This window comes from Sporolactobacillus shoreicorticis, assembly GCF_024125445.1.
GTDB classification, from domain to species: Bacteria; Bacillota; Bacilli; order Bacillales; family Sporolactobacillaceae; genus Sporolactobacillus; species Sporolactobacillus shoreicorticis.
In genome coordinates, this window is the sequence record NZ_JAMXWM010000008.1 from 72,977 (window position 1) to 92,034 (window position 19,058).

A 19,058-nucleotide genomic window follows, 5' to 3' on the forward strand; every position below is an offset into this window, starting at 1 on the left:
TTGTTTCAGAGAATGTTCGCGTGACAACCGCCTCTTGTTCCTCTTATCCTTTAATCATTATCTTAAAGATTGAAAACGGGGGCAAGAGAAACGTGTACGAATTTGATTTAAAGTGATTTGCGTTACGCCAGACTTATCTGAACGCAAACTTCCAAAAGAAACAATGTGCGTGATCATTAGGCTAAAGAAAATTAATTCGTCATCAGGATTACAATTCCACCTATTGATTTGAACGCTTTTAGATGCAATCCCGTTGAAGGATTCCCAATAGCTCATGAACATCCCCAGCTCATAAGGGGCTGAGATGCCTCGATTCAAAAGGAACACCTGCGGACGTTGAACAGTTGAACTACGGAACAACGTTTAAAAGAGACAAGTAAATTTTCTATTGACAAAAGAGGGTGACAGTGATTAAATGATACGTAACCTAATCGAGAGGAAAAATAAAATGAAAAAGTGGCAAATGGCTCAATCATACTTTAATGGCTTCTATTACTACTTTAGATAGTTCGTATCCGCTCCGGATACGAACGCAGGGCGCGTAAGTATCTAGAGTTGGGAAGCTGTTTTGGTTTGACCAACTAGATGCGTAAGATTAAATCTAATTGGTTGCCATTTCAATCCGGATCTTCTTATTTTCCTAACGGAACACGTAACCAGTTAGATGAATCATCTGACTGGTTATTTTTTTCACTTTTTTTTTGGGAGGAAACGATGTATGAACGCAATGACGAAATCAAACAAAATCAGATTAAGTTTGTCTTTGTACCTGAATTACTTTGTCCATGGCATTGGGCTGTTAATTTTGACACAAAATATGAGGCCGCTCAGCAGCGAATGGGGGACATCGATCGCAACAGTCTCCTATGTCATTTCCGGAGTCGGAATCGGCCGGCTGCTCGCCTACTATCTTCTCGGCAGCTTCTCAGATCGCTTTGGCCGCAAAAAGATTATTCTCTTCGGGATGATCAGCTACTCCATCTTTTTCATCGGAATCCTTTTTACCAAAGATTTCAAAGTCGCTTACCTGCTCGCAATTCTTGCCGGTGTGGCGAACTCGGCCCTCGATTCGGGAACCTACCCGACTTTTTTAGAAATGAATCGCAATAATGGAGCGGCGAGCATTCTTATTAAGGCCGCGATGTCGATCGGCGAGTTTGTCCTGCCTCTATACATCGGCCTGAATGAAAATCTGGGCGGCTGGTACGGACTAAGCTTCATCTTCGCGGCCGCGTTCTTGTTGATCAATGCTCTACTGATCAGCTATTCACAATTTCCATTGCAGGCAAGAACTGAAAAGGTCGTGGAACATGGTTTATCTTCGAGAGGAAAAATGTCCAAGTCGAAGATTGGGCTGGTCACCATCCTTTCTTTATATGGCTACACCTCGATGGCCGTGATGATTCTCTTTACTCAATGGATCACACTCTACGGTGTTGATGTCCTTCAGATGAGCAATATGCAGGCACATTTTCTTCTGTCACTCTACAGCATTGGATCCATTGTCGGTGTCCTGCTGATTTTTACTCTCTTAAAAAGCGCGTTGATCAGAGATAGTACATTGATGGTTGTGATGAACAGTCTTTCACTTGGATTTCTTTTAATCGTCTGCTTCTCAACCTACCATCCAGCGGTTACCATTGCTTCTTTTTTCTTTGGTATCACGGCGGCGGGAGGCGTGATGCAGATCGGTTTGACTATTTTCTGTTCCATGTTTCCTCACGCTAAAGGACGTGTTACCGCAATCTTTTTTTCTTTCGGAAGCATCGCATCATTCACCGTTCCAATTTTTACCGGCATGCTGTCTAATAGCGGAACGGCCTACGCCTTGCGCAGTGACCTGGTGATCGCATCGTTCTCGTTTGTCTTATGGATCATCGGTCATCGGCTGCTGTCTCTTTCAAATGACCGGACAAATTATGAGACGGAACGCAGCCAAATCAACTTTATCGATTACTGGATCCTTAAATTGCTCCAATGGCGATTCAAGCTTGCCAAGTCAATCGGCATCAAGAAGATGAATCAAGGCAGGCCGATTTTTGATCCTTTTCGGGAAAAGAAAATTGTTTCACGGATTGACCGACTTGTAAAAGATCATGAAAACCGTGACCATTATCATGAAATTTTCCAAACCATTTTAACGAATTCAAAGCAGTGTCAAACAAATATACAGGAGAAAGGGAGAGTTAAATGATTTACTTTACAGCAGGAGAATCGCACGGCCCGCAATTAACCGGAATCATCGAAGGTTTCCCGGCCGGACTTCACTTGTCCATTGATAGAATTAATCAGAAACTAAGCGAACGACAAAAAGGCTACGGACGCGGCTACCGCCAGAAGATCGAAAAAGACCAAGTCAAGATCACTTCCGGCGTGCGCCACGGCATCACCCTAGGTTCACCGATCACATTAACCATTGCCAACATTGATCACAAGCACTGGAGTAAAATCATGAATCCGATCCATAGGCCCAATCCGGATACGAATCTGCGTGAAGTGAAAAACCCGCGTCCCGGCCATGCGGATCTGGTTGGCGGCATGAAATACGGACATCGTGATCTGCGTAATGTACTTGAGCGTTCTTCTGCCCGTGAAACAGCAATGCGCGTTGCCATTGGTGCGATCTGCACGCAGCTCCTGAATGAACTGGGTATCCGAATCGCCGGTTATGTACGACAAATCGGTTCCATCGAAGCAGATAGTGACCAGCTATTAACACCTGATCAAATTGAACGCGCAATCAACTGCAATGATCTTCGTATCGTCAATCAGGACAAGGTTGAGGCGATTCATGAATTTATTGATCAAACCAAAAAGGCAGGAGACACACTGGGTGGGATCGTCCGTGTCATTGCCGAAAATGTCCCCGCCGGATTGGGAAGCTATACTTCCTGGAACGAGAAACTGGACAGCAAAATTGCGGCGGCGGTTATCGGTATTAATGCTTTCAAGGGCGTGAGCTTTGGCGACGGCTTTGACTTGGGGACAAAACCAGGCAGTCAAGTAATGGATCCCATCTATTGGGATCAAGATCAAGGCTGGTACCGAAGCAGCGATCATCTCGGCGGATTTGAAGGCGGCATGACGAACGGAATGCCGCTGATTATCAACGCAGCCATGAAGCCGATCCCTACTCTTTACAAGCCTCTTCACAGCGTTGCTATTGATACAAAAGAAGAACATAAAGCCAGTATCGAACGCTCTGATGTTACGGCGATTGTTCCGGCATCGCTTGTTATTGAGGCCGTCGTTGCAATCGAGCTGTGCAAAGCCATTTTAGGCACCTTTGATTGTGCAAGCATGGATCGCCTGAAAAAACAGTATCACGATTATTGTGATGAGTTGAAAAATTATTAAGGAGACTACACCAGTGATCATTCATACTCTGGGACCCGAAGCGACCGACAGCTGCCGCGCAGCGCAGCATTATGAACGCACACAACCTGGCGACATCCGGATTGAGCTTCATGATTGCTTTGAAAATATCATTGAGCATTTTAATGACTATCAGGGCGATTGCTTTTTGATCCCTACCGCATTTAAGTCCTGTCATACACATCTTGATTGGGCGGACATTCACTACACCCACCTGGATCAATTGAAGCTCGTCACTTGCTTTTGCTATGCACTTGATCCGCTTGTGCTGATTCGGCGCCTGAGACTTGCCGCCAACGCCGCTTACACGCACCCGTCAACCGCAGCCTTAATGAAGGACTATTTGCATTCAATTCAAGATGACGCTGTAATTCATTATACCGACAGCAAATATTTGGCATACCAGAACTATAGGCGTGTCCGGGCGCGCTATGTCATTACCAATCAAAAAAACGTTCAATTGAGCGACAATGAAAAAATTGAGCGGACCTACACGCCGGACATGGTCTGGTGTCTCTATCAAATTTTGAAAAAAAACAGGTGATCAAATGAAAACCCTAAGAACGAAACAGCAACAGGGACTTCAAGGCACGCTTGAGGTACTAGGAGATAAAAGTATTTCCCATCGAAGTATCATTTTCGGCGCGATCAGCAGCGGCGACACGGAGATCACTCATTTTCTTCCTTCGGAGGATTGTCTGAGAACCATGCAAGCGTTTAAAGATATGGGTGTATCGATTGAACGGGCGAAAGATCACGTTCTCGTGCATGGTGTCGGACTAAATGGGCTTCGCCAGCCAAAACACTCTTTGAATATGGGCAACTCAGGAACCACAACACGGCTAATGCTTGGATTATTGAGCGGACAGCCCTTCACCACAGAATTATTCGGTGACCAGTCACTAAGCAGACGGCCGATGAAACGGGTCACCGAACCGCTCAGCCAATTAGGCTCGCGGTTCAAAGTGACCGGGGACGGACGCCTGCCGATCACGGTTTACGGTTCGACGAATCTCAATCCTGTCGACTACCGCCTGCCGGTGGCCAGCGCTCAGGTCAAAAGTGCACTGATTTTAGCCGGACTATGCGCAAACGGAACTTCAACCATCATTGAAAAACAGCAAACCCGTGATCATACCGAACTTATGCTGCGCGCGTTCGGCGGAGAAATTGAGAAGCAAGGACTGACACTAAAGGTAGCTGGAAAACCAAGGCTTATCGGGCAACTGATTCGGGTACCCGGAGATCTGTCATCGGCCGCCTTTTTCATCGCCGCTGCCACACTTGTTCCGGGCAGTGCCATTACACTCCATAATGTCGGACTGAATCCGACCCGTACTGGTTTTCTTCAAACTTTAAGACAAATGGGAGCCAACATCACCGTTCAGAGCCGTTCCGCTTATGCTGAGCCGTCAGGTGACTTGCTCATACAGAACGCGCCACTCCATGCGATTGTGCTTACAAGCGACGACATTCCGAGTGTCATTGATGAACTGCCTTTGATCGCTCTCTTGGCGACTCAGGCTGAGGGAACAACGAAAATTACCGGAGCCGAAGAGCTGCGGGTTAAAGAAACAGATCGGATCACCGTTGTGGCCGCCGAACTACGAAAACTTGGCGCAGAAATTACGGAGCTTCCAGATGGAATGATCATTCAAGGCGGAACACGGCTCGCCCCGCAGGAAACGGATCAAGTGGACTCGCACGGAGATCATCGAATCGGTATGATGCTTGCCGTTGCCGCCCTGCTCGTCACTGGCAATCTGGCTTTAGCCAATGAATCAGCAATCAATATCTCATACCCTGATTTCTTCGCTGATCTGAATCAACTCATTCCGACAAGAAGGACTGCCCTATGATGAAAACGATTGTCATCGACGGCCTAGGACTCATTGGCGGCTCCATCGCCTTAGCGATTCGACAGCAATGGCCCCAGTATAAAATCATCGGTGTCGATATCAATCACCATTCATTGACGTACGCAAAAGAAAGAGAGATCATTGATGACGGCTTTGCACAGCTGCAAAATTGTGCCGGAAAAGCCGACATCATTCTTTTAGCCGCACCGGTTTCCGTCATCCTGAAACACATGGATCAGTTGACACAGATGCAGCTGAAACCGGGGGTAATCATTACAGATGTCGGCAGTACAAAAAAACAGATTATGGCGAAAGCATCTTTATTTATCGATCAGGGCATTCATTTTATCGGCGGTCATCCGATGGCGGGCTCGCATAAAACAACCATTACAGCATCGAGAGCCAATCTTTTTCAGAGTGCTTACTACTTTTTAATTTCCGATACGCTCAACGATCGGCCATCAAAAAAAGCAGTGGATGAACTGCAGGCCTTACTCTTCGGCCTAAATGTCAAATGGCAGCTTGTTTCGGCACGGCAGCACGACCAAATCGTCGCTCAGATCAGCCATTTGCCGCATATTCTCGCATCCGGATTAGTGAATATGGCACAAGATGAATTCAGAGGATCAACTCTATCTTTGAAGCTGGCTGCCGGTGGTTTTCGCAGTCTCACGCGGATCGCGTCGTCCGACCCGGACATGTGGACGGATATTCTCCTAAGCAATCGGCAAACATTAATTGACAAAATTGACACGTTCAACGAGCTTTTGCAACATGTCAAAGCGGCGATCCTTTCATCAGATCGAACGGCCATCCGAAACTACTTTCGGCGTGCCAAAATTACTCGAGACAGCATCAATGCTCAGGCTTCCAGCCATTCGCCTAATTTCTATGACTTGTTTGTCAACATTCCCGATCGTGTTGGTTCAGTCGCCGAAGTGACGCGCATTTTGACAGAAGCAGAAATTAACTTAATCAATATTCATATTTTGGAAATCAGAGAAGAAATTAACGGCGTTCTTCAATTATCCTTTTCCAACCAAAATGATCTTGCGGATGCAGCCTGTGCACTCAAGCAGCATGGACTGTCCGTAATACGAGGTGAATAAATGATGGTACACAGCATACTCGTCGGTTTTATGGGCAGCGGCAAAACAACTGTTGGACGACTCCTGGCAGCGCATCTGAACTGCACCCATCTCGATTTAGACGCGGTCATTGTCGCACGTGAAAGAAAATCGATTAAACAAATTTTTGCAGATCATGGCGAAGCATACTTTCGTTCATTGGAGTCGAAAATGCTTGCCGAAGCGCTTAAACGTGACGGCATTCTGTCGACCGGCGGAGGAACGCCGATACGCCCCGCCAACCGCCAATTATTGATAAACTCCGACATCCCGGTCGTGTATTTAAAAGCATCTCCGGAAGTGATTATCAATCGGCTGAATGGAGATCAGAGCAGACCGCTTTTTCAATCAATGGACAAGCAGAAACTAATTCATCTCTATCATGAACGGGAAAGCGTCTATGAGCAATCGGCAACAATCAGAATGGACACCGATCATAAAGAACCGTCAGAAATTGTCCGCATGATCTTAAAGAGCATCGGTGCATCTGTCCGATGAGAGATGCTTCTTGCCAGCGATGCCGTAACTTTTTGCTGCATCCTTCATATTCATGGTTAAAAGGAGAGAATCTGGATTCATTGAAATGGACTCGGCAGATGTTGAAACGATGACCGACTTGTAAAAGGAGACATGTAATAAAGACAGGAAGTACGTAAATAAAACCGCCTGATATGAGGCAATAACATTTGACGGGTTGAGCGAGACAATATCCGCATTAAGCGGAATCCGTACATGAAAAATGAATCAATTGATATGACCCGTTTCAGCTATCGTGGGGAGACGGATCATTTTTTTATTAAAACAGGCCTAGCAAGTAAGCAAAGTTCGTTGTTTCATTTCTAAAAATGAAATGGATACAATTTTAGTTGCCTCAATCAATGACGAACCTCTGTTTTTGTAAAATATTTAGACCGAGCAGACCGGCGTGATTTCTTGGAAGCATTCCAAAACTTTTTACCTGCGCTGTTGCCGGCATTGCATGAAACATCCGCCGCAAAGCGCAACTTGTTATGCGTAGAATAGAGATTAGATACCCTCACACCTGCAGGAGGCGAACCGATGAATCGACATACTTTCCTTGAGACTCAATCTTTTCAGCTGTCTGTACGGATTTCTGCTATTTGTCCTGACAATGATGGTGTTCCGTCCGTACCAAGTCGCAGCAATCACACATCTTAAGCTGTCACAAATCTCCAATGGATTCTTTTGGGTCGCTATTGTGGCTGCGATAATTTACATGACGTTTATGAATCGCTTTGCTCGACTTAGACCGGAAAATTGGAAAGAGGGATTAGGCATCGCTTTATATGCAGTGCTCTGGTTCCCCTACTGGCTTCTTTTTGTCATCATTGCGTTTCTCGTAAAGTTCTGATTGATGAACCCGTCCTCAAAAAGTTCTCCTAAATGAAATGTACATTTTTCATGGATTAATAGAATCAAAATCGTGCGGACACTCGTTTTCTAACTCAATGAACAACAAATTTTACAAAATCTTTACCTTTATGACCTACGCATCGTTTTGCTGCTTCGTTATAATTATTTTGAAGATTATGGGAAAGATTGGGTAGGATGATCTATGATCAATACAGTGGTAGCTGATTTGGACAAAATTATCAATGAGCAGCAAATAAAAACTGTTTTTCAGCCTATTGTCTCCCTGCGCAATGGCGAGATTCACGGCTACGAGGCATTAAGCCGCGTAACATGTGAAACAGAATTGGCGAATCCGGAAAAACTGTTTTTAGCGGCGGCAGAGCACAATCGGCTGCACGTGCTCGATTCCTTGTGCCGAGCCATATCTCTGAGCTCTTTTTATGATCAATGCGAAAGCTCTCCCGTAATGAAACTGTTTCTGAATGTCAGTCCCGTTATTCTGCAAGACGCAAGGTTCATTCAGATATTTAGTTCTCAATATGTGAAAATTTATCCTTTCGAACCAGGCCAAATTGTTTTTGAGATTACTGAGCGGAATTCCATTAATCATCCGGATCAATTCGCTGCCTCACTACAGGATCTTAAATCACATCACTTTCAGGTTGCCATTGATGATGCCGGGGCAATGTATTCCGGACTAAATCTGATTACCGACACCCACCCGCACTATGTCAAACTTGATCGGCGATTGATTGAGAACATCGATCTTGGCCGTATCAATTTTGCACTTGTCAAAGGACTCGTTGAATTTTGCAGAATTTCCAACATTCATTTAGTTGCCGAAGGTATTGAGACATTGTCCGAATTAACGAGCCTGATTGATCTCGGTGTCCCGTACGGACAAGGATTCTTTCTTCAAAGGCCGGCCGAACAACTGATGGAAATTGACGAATCCATTAAAAGCATAATTATTGATCACCATAAGATGCGGAATAACGTATTCGGGCAACCTAATGCAAGCGGCTACATTTTAAATATCTGCAATCCTACCGAGACGATCACCATGCAAATGAAGATTGAACATGTGCTCGAAAAAATTAAAAAGGATGGAACGATCCCCGGTCTCTGCGTTCTTGATCATCACAAGGTGATCGGCATTATTACCCGATCTCAATTAACCATGCAGGTAAGCGGGCGCTTTGGATTCAGTCTCTATCAAAACCAGCCGATTTCAATTCTCATGGATCGGGATTTCATTTCGGTTGACTATCGAACGCCAATTAACGAAGTGTCCAAGCTGGCCATGTCGCGTCCTCAGGACAAGCTCTATGATTTCATTGTGGTGACAAAAGATGGTCACTATTTTGGTATTGTTACCATTAAGAATCTGTTGCTTAAATCAACAGAACTGGAAGTCATAAAAGCTAAATATGAGAATCCGCTGACCGGGCTTCCTGGAAATCTGGTCATCGAACAAAAGATGAAACAAACACTTGAAAAAAAAGATACGTTCAGCGTCCTCTATATCGATATTAATCACTTCAAGGAATACAATGACGTCTATGGCTTTGAGAACGGTGATTATATCATTAAATTACTCGCGGACATTCTCATTCTCTACTTACCTCACGGACAGTTCGTCGGACATGTTGGCGGTGATGATTTTATCGCCATCATGAACAAAGACGACATTGACGATTACTGCCAAAAAATCAGTGACCGGTTTCAACAAAAAGTCCTGTACCATTATAATGAACAGGACAGAGAGCGGGGCTATATTGTTACTGAAAATCGTTTAGGTGTCATGGAGGAATTTTCTGTGGTTTCTATATCCATAGCGGGCACCTCCGTCCAATCCGATCATTATTTGAATTTAACTGACCTGACAAAGAAGCTGGCCAAGTTAAAAAAGAAATCAAAAAGGCAAAAAGATCATCACTATCTGTATATTGATTCATAATACGCATGCATGTACAAGGGAACAGATGTGTAACAGGTGCGTTCATTTGGCAATCCTTACATTATTTATTAACGAAATCCTTTGTAGCACTGTCCAATACTTATCAATTAATCCGGGACCAATTAAAGAACGGCTGAATCCGCAATAACGTTCTGCCAACACTTTTGGATCTCCGAGTTCACTTAAGACCTCCTCTACATCTTTTCCCGTTGCTTCCTTTCCTTATGTCCTTTGGTCAAGCATATCCTCAATCAGACTGCGCACCTCTGTTTCTATTTCTTCTCTTTGTTTCACTGGGATTTTCCGGTTAAGCGCATCGATATAGCGATTGATTAGCTCCATTAGTCTTCCTCCCGATCTTTCACTAATTGTTCCATACTCGCAGCAATTCGTCGCCATTCTTTCGTTAAACGTTCATAAATCTCCGCACCGCTCGCGCTGACTTTATAGTATTTTCTTGGACGTGAATCGGCTGTATCCCAATGACTTTCCAGCAGTCCCTGCTTCTCAAGTCGCCGTAAGAGCGGGTACAATGTATTGGCGTCAACGGGCACACCTTTTTCTTCCAGTATCGCTACAAGTGAATAGCCATACCGGGGCTTAAAGAGCTGACTCAGCGCACTGAGTACAATTGTGCCGCGGCGCAGCTCCTGCGTTAAACTTTTTATGATTTCGGAACGATCCTGCATTTTATCAACTCCACTTTTTCAATATACTGTGTGGTGCACATTATTGTCAATATAAATTATTGTAGATTATTTACTCATTCAGCAAGTCCAATTGCTTTAAATTCTCGCTCATCCGTTTTATGATTAAAAGCGAAAGGGTTTTCAATAATCGGTATCGTGGAGGGAATAATCTTGAAACAAATCGCAATTGGACCTGAAAAGAAATTGGGATCGGCAGTTGTTCAAGGATGCATGCGCATTGCGGAAATGTCTGAGGAAGCGGTGGATCGGCTGATCAAAACCGACCTGGAGAACGGGGTCACATTCTTCGATCATGCGGATGTTTACACAGACGGTGCGTGTGAATCATTGTTTGGCAAAGTGCTGGCAAAACAGCCGGGCCTGCGCGACAAGATTACTTTGCAGACGAAATGCGGCATCGTGCGCGGCAATGGTGATCATAATAAAGCATTTGATTTCTCAAAGGAACATCTGCTTGAAACGGTGAACGACAGTCTCCGGCGGTTGCAGACGGATCATGTAGATTACTTGCTGCTGCACCGTCCGGACGCCTTAGTTGAACCTGAGGAAGTCGCCGCTGCATTTGATCAGCTGTACACTGAAGGCAAGGTGCTGCATTTTGGTGTCAGCAACCAAAATCCGTATCAAATCGAATTGTTGAAAAAGTCGGTGCGGCAGCCGCTGGAAATCAATCAGTTGCAGCTCAGCATTAAGTTCACCGGAATGATTGACGCAGGCATCAATGTGAACATGACCGTTGATGATGCATCTGATCGTGACGGAAGCATTCTCGATTATTGTCGGCTGAACGATATAACCATTCAGGCATGGTCTCCGTTCCAATACGGATTCTTCGAAGGCGTGTTCCTCGACAATCCGAAATTTCCTGAATTGAACAAAGAAATTGATAAGGTCGCGGCGAAATATGGGGTCACCAACAACGCAATTGCGGTTGCATGGATCCTGCGCCATCCCGCTGAAATGCAGGTTATTCTTGGCACAACCAATGTGTCGCGCATTGCTGCATCGGCAAAAGGCGCAGACATCACGCTCACCCGTCAAGAATGGTACGATATCTATCAGGCGGCAGGTAACAAGCTGCCTTGATATAAAGGAACTTTCGCACATTCAGTGGATGGAACTTTCGCTAAATACGCATACGTCCGTCCTGTACGCATCGCGAAAGCCATTACGTCCTGCGGAAAGTAAGGACCGGACGTTTTTTGCCCGGTTTTTTTAAGGTAAGGAACATTTATCGTTTTGCCTTGCTGATACGACGATCAGCGTCATAAGATTCGGTTGGGCGATCAGTTAGGCACCCAATCTGGAAAATAGACAGAAAAATTCCGCTTAAAATAGGAAATGAATGAGAAAATTGCCTAAATAGACGGAGATTCCGCTTATCGAATCGAAAAACGTGAAAATGGAGGGTTTTGCTTTGCATAAGCGGAAAAATTACCCTTATTTACCTGTGAAACAAGGGCTATGATACCTATAACCGGAAAATTTGCGGGGCAACACGAAAACCATCACGTCCTGCGGAAATAGGGGCGGGCAATGTGCCCGGCCTTTTTGGTTAGAGGTCATGTCACATTTCACTGGGCAGACTTTTCTTAATGATCGTCAGAAATCGAAACAATTCCAGAGACAGAATGAGTCCGCTGAGCCATACCGCACCGAAAACATAGCCTGCTGCCAGATCACTAGGCGTAATTTGGTAATTACTTACCCCGCTGATCGAATAAACGAACAACAGGATAAAAAATAGAGTGAATTCAATTATGCTGATCAAATAATTGTTTTGATGGCGGATCAGCATCATCAGAAAATAGCCGTAAGAAATCAGAAACATCATTGATTGCGCATTAGGAAAATCAGAACTTATGTAGCTCCCCTCCAGCATAAAGCGGAACAACCAGCGAATGCTCTTGGAGAAAAGAATCCCGCCGCTTAATGTAAGTCCCAGAAAGAGCAGCTCCAGCCATTTTTCTTTGTTGTTGACGACAATCATGACTGCTGTAAAAAGGACAAGTACGGAAAGCGCCGGCCATGATGATAAAACAAAAATATGCTGCAGCACCTGCGGTGGCCATGAATCAGTAATGAATGAAAAAATGGTTGTGACGATTTTATCAAAGGGCACAAACTCATTAGCAATCAAATGCTGAACCATGCCAATCATCAAGGTAACAAGCAGCAGAAACACAGTCAGAACCAAAAAGATAAATAATTTGATCTTAAGAAAACTTCGATAGCGTTTAAACGTTGCCTGAAAAAGGAGCAGCAGGGATTCCTTAATATACTCCCGTTTTGCGCGAATCACAATATAAATCAGCAGGACAATACCTAAGAAAATACTCGTTAAAACCAGCCATTTGCTTATATCATCCTGATATCTGTCCCACTCCGGTCCTAATACATACCCGAGCGTAATAAACGTGCCAGTCCAGAGAAAGACACCGATATAGGCAAACATACAGAAAGACTTAATCGGTAATCGGATCACTCCGGATATGATGCTTGCAATATGCCTGATCCCAGGAATAAAGAACGAGAATACGAGCAACACCTTGCCATATTTGCGATACCATTTTGCTACACGCTCCATCTTTTCCGGTCCCATATGAATGTAGCGGCCGTATTTGCGAAAAAAAGGGACGCCAAGCTTAAAACCGATCCAATAGGAAATCGTCGCGCCGACAACACCCCCTGCTCCCGCAGAACACAGCGAAAGAACAAGATCCATCTGCTGATGAAAGGACAAGATGCCCACATAACTCAGCAAGGCTTCATTTGGAATGGGAACACAAACCAACTCAAGCATTAATGCAAAAAAGAGAGTGAAATACCCGTATTCATTTAATAATTGACTGAGAACACTCATTCACGGTTCCTCCGCACAGCAGCCCGATAGTTATTCACACCTAATAGTATTCGGGCTTCATCTGCATTACGGTACCTTTTACGCGAAAAAATAGCGCTACCGTGAACAAGAAAGGATCAACGTTAATCAAGAAACAAGATCAAGAATCGCGAAAGCAGCGATAAGCAGCACCATAATCAGCATACAGATGGTTTCTTTTACGCCCCAATTCAATTGACGAAAAGAAGAACGCGGCAGTTCGGAACGGTAACCACGCACGTCCATGACATTGGCAAGCTCCTCCCCACGATTCAATGAACCGGAAAACAAAGGCAAAAAAATCGGCACCAGTGCTTTCATCTGGTGAAAAAGAGAGCCTTCGCCAAATACTGCGCCTCTTGCTTTTTGTGCATCCATAATCCGCTGTGTTTCATCAAGCAGATTCGGAATAAACCGCAGCGCGATGGAGAGCATGACCGATAATTCATCAACTGGAACATGAAGAAAGCGAAGCGGACGCATAAGGAAGTTCAGACCGTCCGTAAGCTCCATCGGCTTTGTCGTCAAGGTAACAGCAGTTGTAACGAAAATAATCGTCACAAAACGTGAGAAAATAAACAGTGCGTTAATGAGGCCGAATTCAGAGATTTTGAACGGCCCCCAGGTAAAATAAATAGTCCCGCCGGCAGTAAAAAGGATCTGGAGGAATAACGTGAATAAAATCAGCCAGATTAATGGTCGGACGCCGCGAAAGAACGCGCGAAAACCGATTTTCGTCACGCTCATCACAAGAAAAGTGAACAGCCACAATAAAATGAGCCCTTGCCCGTTTTTTGCCATAAATGAGATAAAAATAAAAGCAATCCCGGCAATCAGTTTAGCACGCGGATCAACTTGATGAATCAGTGAGTCGCCTGGGAAATAACGTCCGAGAATCAGTTTATTCATACACGCCCCACCTCAATCAATGCGGCAGCAAGTTCTTCTTCTGTCAGACAGACATTCGGGAGTCGAATGCCTGAGACAGCCTCAAATTTCAACTGAAACCGTCTCGCCTCAGGGACATCTAACTGCCACCGATTTAATTTTTCGCTGTCCGCAAACAAGCTGCGTACACTGCCATGATAGACAACTTTTCCGCGATCCATGACGACCGCATCATCTGCGTAGCGCGCTGCTGTCTCCATATCATGAGTAACAAGAATGACGGTCAATCGCTTCGATTTGTTCCATTGCTTAAGCAGCGACAGAAGCTCCCTTTTTCCTGAAGGATCAAGACCGGCTGTTGGTTCGTCCAGAGCGAGCACTTCAGGTCCCTGAGCGAGAACGCCGGCGATCGCTACTCTCCTTTTCTGTCCGCCGGAAAGTGAGAATGGCGACTGTTGAAGAATGGATTCGTCCAACCCTACCCGGCGGATCATCTTAATTGCCAGGTCATGTGCCGCTTCCCGACTCGCACCAAAGTTCAGCGGACCGAAACTGATGTCTTGCTCCACTGTTTCGGCAAACAGCTGCGATTCGGGAAATTGGAACACCATTCCAACGATTTTCCGGACCGCTTTCAGCGATTTTCTGCTTGTCTTGCTGTTAATCTTAATATCACCGATCTCTGCCCAACCGGATTTCGGAAGCAGCAATCCGTTCAACACTTTCAGCAGACTTGACTTCCCGGCACCAGTCGAACCAACCACTGCCGTAAACGTTCCGGGAGCGATTTGCAGACTTACATCCTGAAGAACGCGGGGACTACGCACCGAGCCAAGCTGATAATCCGCAGTCACATGATTGAGTTTTATTTGCATAGCCATTGAATCCATTCACTTTCTGTCAGATAGGACTCTGGAACGCGCCGTTTTTTGCTTAAAAGCAAGCGCCGCAATCGTTCGCCGAACGGGGCCTCTACATCCATTTCCGCACTAAAAATTTCAGCCGGCGACCCGCTACGGGTGACATACCCGTTTTTTAATACAAGAATGCGATCACTTGCTGCCGCCTCATTCATATCATGGGTAATCGACAAAATGGTAAGCTCCTGTTCAGCCTTGAGCCGCTTCAGTGTCTGCAGTAAGTCGCATCTGCTTCGAGGATCAAGCATGACAAAGGCTTCATCCAAAATGAGCAGATCCGGATGGAGAGCGAGCACCCCGGCAATCGCAACGCGCTGCTTTTGCCCGCCGGACAAACGGGACGGATCCGCTTCGCGAACATTCAGCAAATCGACAAGCTTCAATGCCTCGATCACACGTCGTCGCATTTCTTCTACCGGCATGTTAAGGTTTTCCATGCCAAATGCAACATCATCCTGTACTGTCGCACCAATAAACTGATTATCAGGATTTTGAAAAACGATACCCGCCCGGCGGCGAATCACCCATTTCGTCTCCTCGTTCAACGGAATGCCGCACACAAAAATGGATCCACTCTGTGGCTTGAGCAATCCGATCAGCAGAGCCGCCAAGGTAGACTTGCCCGCACCGTTATTTCCGATGACGGACAGCCACTCCCCTTTATCAACGGAAAAAGAAACAGAAGACAACGTATTGCTTTCTTTAAGACGATTGTATTTAAAGGTTAAATTTTCAACCTGAATCATTGGCTCATTCATAAGACATAACTCCTCTTACAAGACAACGGCAACGAACAACAAGAACGCCATGGTTCCATTTACGAAAACCAGATTTTTCACGGCAACGACAAATGTTTTCGATTTGACTTGCATCCGATTAAATTGTTTCACCTGCTTATATACGGGAATAATGGCCAGCAGTGCAAATAACATGATCACCGGAAGTATTTTAAACAGGACACACGCAATAATGGCGGCAAAGGTTGCCGCATAGAGCCCATTGAAAAGCCAGATCGCGTAACGTTTGCCAATGTAATAAGGAAGTGTGTAGCGATGATTCTTAATATCATCGTCCAGATCGCATATGTTATTTGCCAACATAATATTTGCTATGGTGAACATACATGGCAGCGATACAATCACGATTTCAAAGAGCAGGAGCAGATCTGCCTGTACCGTTATTGTACGCCCTTCCCATACTAAATTGACAATCCCTTGATCCGTTGCGTTAACATAGACGGTTAAAAATAAGACACCTAGTCCCTCTGTAATCCCTGAAAAAATTTCACCGATCGGCATTCTAGATAACGGGATCGGCCCGAATGAATAAAGAATGCCGATTCCGAAGCAGGCCATGCCTACGAGTAAAACAATTAAATCAGTACGTGCAACAAGCAGCAGACCCAGCGCTGTCGCGATTGCCAAAAGAAGAATAATCGTCAAACCAACTAATGCTTCCGAAATATGCTCCTGACCAATGATATTTTCTCTCCTGCGGTACTCCTCACTTGCTGCTTTTCGATAATCCATGTAATTATTTATTGCAGTGGCCGTCATATCAAAAAAAAGCATAGAGGCAAAGAAAATCGTTGTATTGATCGGGTCCAGCACATGAAAACGGTATGAGACAAAGAGACAGCCGACAATAAAAGGGAACAGGCTGGCTAATTTGGTCTGAATTTCAACGAGTTTAAGAAACACGCCAAGCGACATTTTCCTCACCCCTTCCTGCTTCATTTCATCTTTCTCATGAATAAACATGTTATTTTTCATTCAATAAGTTTAAATGCCTTATTTGTCAGCACAAAATTATTTTTTAGATTAGGCGTTATATAGACTTTCTTATCACGTGTCACAAATACGGCCTTAATGCCCCATTTCTTCGCATCCCTCATTCCGCCTTTAAGTCCGCCCGCAAACAGGACGGTCGAAAGCGCATCTCCGTCGGTTGAAGCATCTGTAATTACGGATACCCCGGCAATGTCATTCATAAACGGATAGCCGTTGAACGAATTTAACAGATGATGATAGGTCTTCCCATCCACCTTTATAAACCGTTCATAGATACCTGAGGTGACAATGGACTGATTGGTCTCCTTAATTTTTCCAACAATAGCGCCTCGCGGTTCAAAAGGATTCTGAATTCCGACATTCCATTTTTCATCTGAAGCATTCTTACCCAGTACATAAATATTTCCGCCAAGATCGACAATTGCGGACTGAACGCGGTTTTTCTTCAGTACAGCAACCACTTCATCAGTAATAAAACCTTTAGCGATGGCCCCCAAGTCCAGACGCATGCCTTTATCTCTGAGAAAAACCGTGTGCTTTGAATCATTAAGAATCATTTGTTTATACCCGATCAACGGAAGCACATGGTCAATCTCGTCCTGCTTCGGTTTTCTTGCGTCGGAGTAGCCGATATGCCACAGCTTCGACAGCGGTCCGATGGTCAGATCGAATCCACCGTTTGAGCGCTCGCTGAATTTCTTGCCGATCCTGATCATACGGTAAATATCATCAGACACTTTGACCGGCTTGATTCCTGCCTGATCATTCACGTGATCAATCTCCGATGAGTCACCTTTATCTTCGACAGTCGTCGCATCAGCCAAATCTTCAATCCGTTTAAAAACCGGTTTGAGTACATCTGCTTTTCCTTTATCAAAAATTTTCACAGTAACAACGGTACCCATTAAAAATTCGGTTTTGCTGTATGGACTGCTGAGAATCTCCGCTTTAACAGACTTCGTTTTATGCGCGCATCCTGTCGCGGTCAGCAAACAAAAGATTAAAAGAATACTCATGCCGATTTTCTTCATCGGACTCATTCCTTCCCACTGATTAACTGCTCCTTAGAGGAAAAAGACTTTAGAGCAATCCGCGCTCTAAAGCCTTTAATGGCACTGCTTCCATTCATTATTTCTCTTGAAAAACAAGATTATTGACTTCAATTGGCACTGTATCACCTTTTTGCGCCGCATTAATCAATTGTGCCGCATAAATACGGAACGAGTGGCTGGAGTGTGTCGCGCCGGAGACAACGTCCACTTTTTCAGCATCCTGTTTATCAACTAATGCTTTGCTGAGTGCCGGAATATATTCTTTAGGGCCAGTGCCGGATTTTGCTTTCATCGCCTTTTCATAGGCGGCATTTTCTGATTTCAGCTTGCCGTTTTTATCTAGAAAATCATAATTAACTTTCGTGATTTTACCGCCCTTAACCGTCATGTCGATAAACGTTTTCCAGCCGGTTGTGCCTAAATTTTTTTCTGCCAGTTTATAGACACCGTCCTTCAGTTTCGCTTGTGCGTCAATAACAATTGGTGTGGTGTCGCCTTTCTGAGCTGCCTGAATTAATTGCTGTGCATAATTAGTGAAATGGTCGGATGACTCTGTTGCGCCGGATACGGCTTCAACCTGCTGTGCATCTTGACTTGCCACAAGTGCTTGATTCAGCTTAGGGATGTATTCCTTAGGCCCGATACCGTTCTTCGCCTTCATTGCTTTTTCATATGCCGCATTTTCTGATTTTAATTCGCCATTTTTATTTACATAGTTATAATTGGATTTCGTAATTTTTCCGTCTTTTACCGTTATGGACATCGTAGCCTTCCATCCGTGGCTGTCTAATTCTTTCTCTTTTAATGAATAAGTACCATCTTTCAAAGCTGCGCCGGCGATCAATTTCGCAGTTGCAGGCTCACTTGATCCGGATGCCTTTTTCTCCGAATTAGATTTGGTAGCGCTTTCATTTGATCCGCAGGCAGCAAGCATTATGATCAGTAACAAACCTAACGGTAACAGTAATTTTTTAACGCGCATCGTTAACTTTCCCCCTTAAATCGACAATTTGTGAATTCTATCACATTACCTTGCTCTTCCATCATATCATGTCAGCACTTTATTGACTACGTTTAAATTGTGAACGTTTTCATGAAAAGTTTTGTTGTTCATTTCCTCTC

The 19,058-nt window shown here is 44.7% G+C and carries 16 protein-coding genes; 8 read left to right on the forward strand and 8 right to left on the reverse strand.

All coding sequences use genetic code 11. From position 1 onward, the window contains the following. The first annotated feature begins 718 nt into the window (after positions 1–718). From NIE88_RS08730 to NIE88_RS08760, 7 genes are all read left to right on the forward strand, one after another. Positions 719–2,194: an MFS transporter gene (locus NIE88_RS08730; RefSeq protein ID WP_253061242.1), complete on the forward strand. Its 1,476-nt coding sequence runs from the start codon at positions 719–721 to the stop codon at positions 2,192–2,194. Next, positions 2,191–3,357, forward strand: coding sequence for a chorismate synthase (aroC, locus tag NIE88_RS08735; protein WP_253061244.1), 1,167 nt, complete (start codon positions 2,191–2,193; stop codon positions 3,355–3,357). Before NIE88_RS08730 ends, aroC begins: the two co-directional genes overlap by 4 nt. 13 nt (positions 3,358–3,370) lie before the next feature. After that, complete coding sequence (locus NIE88_RS08740) at positions 3,371–3,919, forward strand: hypothetical protein (protein WP_253061246.1); 549 nt, start codon at positions 3,371–3,373, stop codon at positions 3,917–3,919. 4 nt (positions 3,920–3,923) lie between these two features. Further along, positions 3,924–5,234, forward strand: a complete 1,311-nt coding sequence (gene aroA / locus NIE88_RS08745; RefSeq protein ID WP_253061248.1) for a 3-phosphoshikimate 1-carboxyvinyltransferase — start codon at positions 3,924–3,926, stop codon at positions 5,232–5,234. Then, positions 5,231–6,343: a prephenate dehydrogenase gene (locus NIE88_RS08750; protein ID WP_253061250.1), complete on the forward strand. Its 1,113-nt coding sequence runs from the start codon at positions 5,231–5,233 to the stop codon at positions 6,341–6,343. Before aroA ends, NIE88_RS08750 begins: the two co-directional genes overlap by 4 nt. Continuing rightward, positions 6,344–6,859, forward strand: a complete 516-nt coding sequence (locus NIE88_RS08755; protein WP_253061252.1) for a shikimate kinase — start codon at positions 6,344–6,346, stop codon at positions 6,857–6,859. Between the two features lie 1,078 nt (positions 6,860–7,937). Next, positions 7,938–9,695 carry a GGDEF domain-containing protein gene (locus tag NIE88_RS08760; RefSeq protein WP_253061254.1) on the forward strand — a complete coding sequence of 586 codons (1,758 nt, stop codon included), beginning with the start codon at positions 7,938–7,940 and terminating at the stop codon, positions 9,693–9,695. 341 nt (positions 9,696–10,036) lie between these two features. Here NIE88_RS08760 and NIE88_RS08765 read toward each other — a convergent pair whose 3' ends face one another. After that, positions 10,037–10,384, reverse strand: coding sequence for a PadR family transcriptional regulator (locus NIE88_RS08765; RefSeq protein ID WP_253061256.1), 348 nt, complete (start codon positions 10,382–10,384; stop codon positions 10,037–10,039). Between the two features lie 171 nt (positions 10,385–10,555). On the opposite strand from NIE88_RS08765, the gene NIE88_RS08770 reads away from it, so the two are divergent. After that, positions 10,556–11,491 (forward strand): aldo/keto reductase, encoded by a 936-nt coding sequence (locus NIE88_RS08770; protein WP_373689421.1) that lies wholly within the window; start codon positions 10,556–10,558, stop codon positions 11,489–11,491. 481 nt (positions 11,492–11,972) lie between these two features. Here the strand turns inward: NIE88_RS08770 and NIE88_RS08775 are convergent, their stop codons facing one another. From NIE88_RS08775 to pplA, 7 genes are all read right to left on the reverse strand, one after another. Then, on the reverse strand, positions 11,973–13,268 hold the full coding sequence (locus NIE88_RS08775) for a DedA family protein (protein ID WP_253061258.1): 1,296 nt from the start codon (positions 13,266–13,268) through the stop codon (positions 11,973–11,975). Positions 13,269–13,394: 126 nt separating this feature from the next. Further along, a complete protein-coding gene (locus NIE88_RS08780) occupies positions 13,395–14,195 on the reverse strand; it encodes an energy-coupling factor transporter transmembrane component T family protein (protein WP_253061260.1) in 801 nt (266 codons plus the stop codon). Then, on the reverse strand, positions 14,192–15,049 hold the full coding sequence (locus tag NIE88_RS08785) for an energy-coupling factor transporter ATPase (protein WP_253061374.1): 858 nt from the start codon (positions 15,047–15,049) through the stop codon (positions 14,192–14,194). The genes NIE88_RS08780 and NIE88_RS08785 overlap by 4 nt, the downstream gene beginning before the upstream one ends. Beyond that, a complete protein-coding gene (locus tag NIE88_RS08790; protein WP_253061262.1) occupies positions 15,040–15,852 on the reverse strand; it encodes an energy-coupling factor transporter ATPase in 813 nt (270 codons plus the stop codon). The genes NIE88_RS08785 and NIE88_RS08790 overlap by 10 nt, the downstream gene beginning before the upstream one ends. A 15-nt stretch (positions 15,853–15,867) precedes the next feature. Next, entirely contained in the window at positions 15,868–16,806 is a 939-nt protein-coding gene (gene menA / locus NIE88_RS08795) for a 1,4-dihydroxy-2-naphthoate polyprenyltransferase (protein WP_253061376.1), read from the reverse strand. Between the two features lie 56 nt (positions 16,807–16,862). Continuing rightward, positions 16,863–17,915, reverse strand: coding sequence for an FAD:protein FMN transferase (locus NIE88_RS08800; protein WP_253061264.1), 1,053 nt, complete (start codon positions 17,913–17,915; stop codon positions 16,863–16,865). 97 nt (positions 17,916–18,012) lie between these two features. Next, the gene (gene pplA / locus NIE88_RS08805; protein ID WP_253061266.1) at positions 18,013–18,918 is read right to left on the reverse strand and encodes an extracellular electron transfer flavoprotein PplA; all 906 of its coding nucleotides are present in this window, start codon (positions 18,916–18,918) and stop codon (positions 18,013–18,015) included. Positions 18,919–19,058 lie beyond the last annotated feature (140 nt).

Excerpts from the sequence above, each read along its gene's own strand:
- aroC (WP_253061244.1), top strand. The coding sequence starts at position 2,191 with ATGATTTACTTTACAGCAGGAGAATCGCACGGCCCGCAATTAACCGGA.
- NIE88_RS08780 (WP_253061260.1), bottom strand. The coding sequence starts at position 14,195 with ATGAATAAACTGATTCTCGGACGTTATTTCCCAGGCGACTCACTGATT.
- NIE88_RS08775 (WP_253061258.1), bottom strand. The coding sequence starts at position 13,268 with ATGAGTGTTCTCAGTCAATTATTAAATGAATACGGGTATTTCACTCTC.
- NIE88_RS08785 (WP_253061374.1), bottom strand. The coding sequence starts at position 15,049 with ATGCAAATAAAACTCAATCATGTGACTGCGGATTATCAGCTTGGCTCG.
- NIE88_RS08760 (WP_253061254.1), top strand. The coding sequence starts at position 7,938 with ATGATCAATACAGTGGTAGCTGATTTGGACAAAATTATCAATGAGCAG.
- menA (WP_253061376.1), bottom strand. The coding sequence starts at position 16,806 with ATGTCGCTTGGCGTGTTTCTTAAACTCGTTGAAATTCAGACCAAATTA.
- NIE88_RS08800 (WP_253061264.1), bottom strand. The coding sequence starts at position 17,915 with ATGAAGAAAATCGGCATGAGTATTCTTTTAATCTTTTGTTTGCTGACC.
- NIE88_RS08765 (WP_253061256.1), bottom strand. The coding sequence starts at position 10,384 with ATGCAGGATCGTTCCGAAATCATAAAAAGTTTAACGCAGGAGCTGCGC.
- NIE88_RS08730 (WP_253061242.1), top strand. The coding sequence starts at position 719 with ATGAACGCAATGACGAAATCAAACAAAATCAGATTAAGTTTGTCTTTG.
- NIE88_RS08790 (WP_253061262.1), bottom strand. The coding sequence starts at position 15,852 with ATGAATGAGCCAATGATTCAGGTTGAAAATTTAACCTTTAAATACAAT.
- pplA (WP_253061266.1), bottom strand. The coding sequence starts at position 18,918 with ATGCGCGTTAAAAAATTACTGTTACCGTTAGGTTTGTTACTGATCATA.
- aroA (WP_253061248.1), top strand. The coding sequence starts at position 3,924 with ATGAAAACCCTAAGAACGAAACAGCAACAGGGACTTCAAGGCACGCTT.
- NIE88_RS08755 (WP_253061252.1), top strand. The coding sequence starts at position 6,344 with ATGATGGTACACAGCATACTCGTCGGTTTTATGGGCAGCGGCAAAACA.
- NIE88_RS08750 (WP_253061250.1), top strand. The coding sequence starts at position 5,231 with ATGATGAAAACGATTGTCATCGACGGCCTAGGACTCATTGGCGGCTCC.